The organism is Arthrobacter sp. Leaf141, assembly GCF_001424565.1.
Taxonomy (GTDB): Bacteria; Actinomycetota; Actinomycetes; order Actinomycetales; family Micrococcaceae; genus Arthrobacter.
The window spans coordinates 9,915-10,888 of record NZ_LMOL01000034.1 but is presented as its reverse complement, the minus strand read 5'-3'; the positions used below and the strand labels follow the sequence as shown (position 1 = coordinate 10,888).

Sequence of the window (974 nt, the reverse complement as noted above, 5' to 3'; positions counted from 1 at the left end):
TTGCCAGCAACCAAAAAACAACGGGGGAGAAAGAGGGGCAGCTGGCCCGGTAACGCCGTCCCCCCACCCCAAATCCTCAGCAAAGGACCAAAACCATGAACGCCATCACCACCAAGACGATCACCACCGAGGACACCGGCGAGAGCATCGACGGCGTGACCGTGCTGGGTGAGTACCACATGAACACCGGCTACGACTGGATGGAACTCATCGGCGAACACGGTTGGGCTGTGATTCCCAGCTGGGGCTCTGACGGCTGGGACTTGGGCCAGTGGCCCTATGTCATGGTCGCCGGAACCCGGACGGCCGACGCCGTAGGCAATCTGTTCGGCATGGCGACCTACTGCGAGGGCGACGTGACGACCACGTTCTACCGGACCAAAGCCAAGTTCTGGGACGCGATCAGCGAGCAGGCATTTTTCCACTGGAAAAACGGGCAGGCCCACGGCCCGGACGACCTGCCCGAGGCCGCCGCCGACCTCCCCGGCAAGTACCGGACCCCGTCCATGTATCAGGAAGCGGCCTAACCAGCCCCACCGGTGCCCCGCCCAAACAACCGGGCGGGGCACCATCCCCCCAACTTTTCACGAAGGAGAACCACCATGAGCACCTGCAAAGCCCTCATCATCCCCGCCGACCCGTCACAGCCTGCCCGCGTTGATTCCATCACCGCGGACCTGGAAACCCTCCAACACCTGGTGCGCGGCAACATCGAAGCCGTCAGCGGCGATAACTGGCACTTCTACCTCAACGAGGAAGGCAAAATCCTTGGCCTGGAACCAAACACCCGCGCCGGGGCGATGGTCCTCCAGCTCACCGGCGACCTACAGGACGTTTACTGCGGCGACGTGGTGTTCCTGGGCGAAACCCCGGACGGCGACGAAGCAGACGTCCCGGCCAAACTCTGGGGGCTGCTGGCCCTGATGGAAGGAAGCCAACCCCCCGCCCACTAACACCGGGGGAGCGGGCCGGGA

General features: G+C 64.0%; 2 protein-coding genes. Both read left to right on the top strand.

Going from position 1 to position 974, the window contains the following annotated elements:
• Nucleotides 1-95 precede the first annotated feature (95 nt).
• Nucleotides 96-527, top strand: a complete 432-nt coding sequence (locus ASF72_RS16645) for a hypothetical protein (RefSeq protein WP_056600705.1) — start codon at nt 96-98, stop codon at nt 525-527.
• Between the two features lie 75 nt (nt 528-602).
• On the top strand, nt 603-953 hold the full coding sequence (locus ASF72_RS16640) for a DUF3846 domain-containing protein (RefSeq protein ID WP_056600704.1): 351 nt from the start codon (nt 603-605) through the stop codon (nt 951-953).
• Nucleotides 954-974 lie beyond the last annotated feature (21 nt).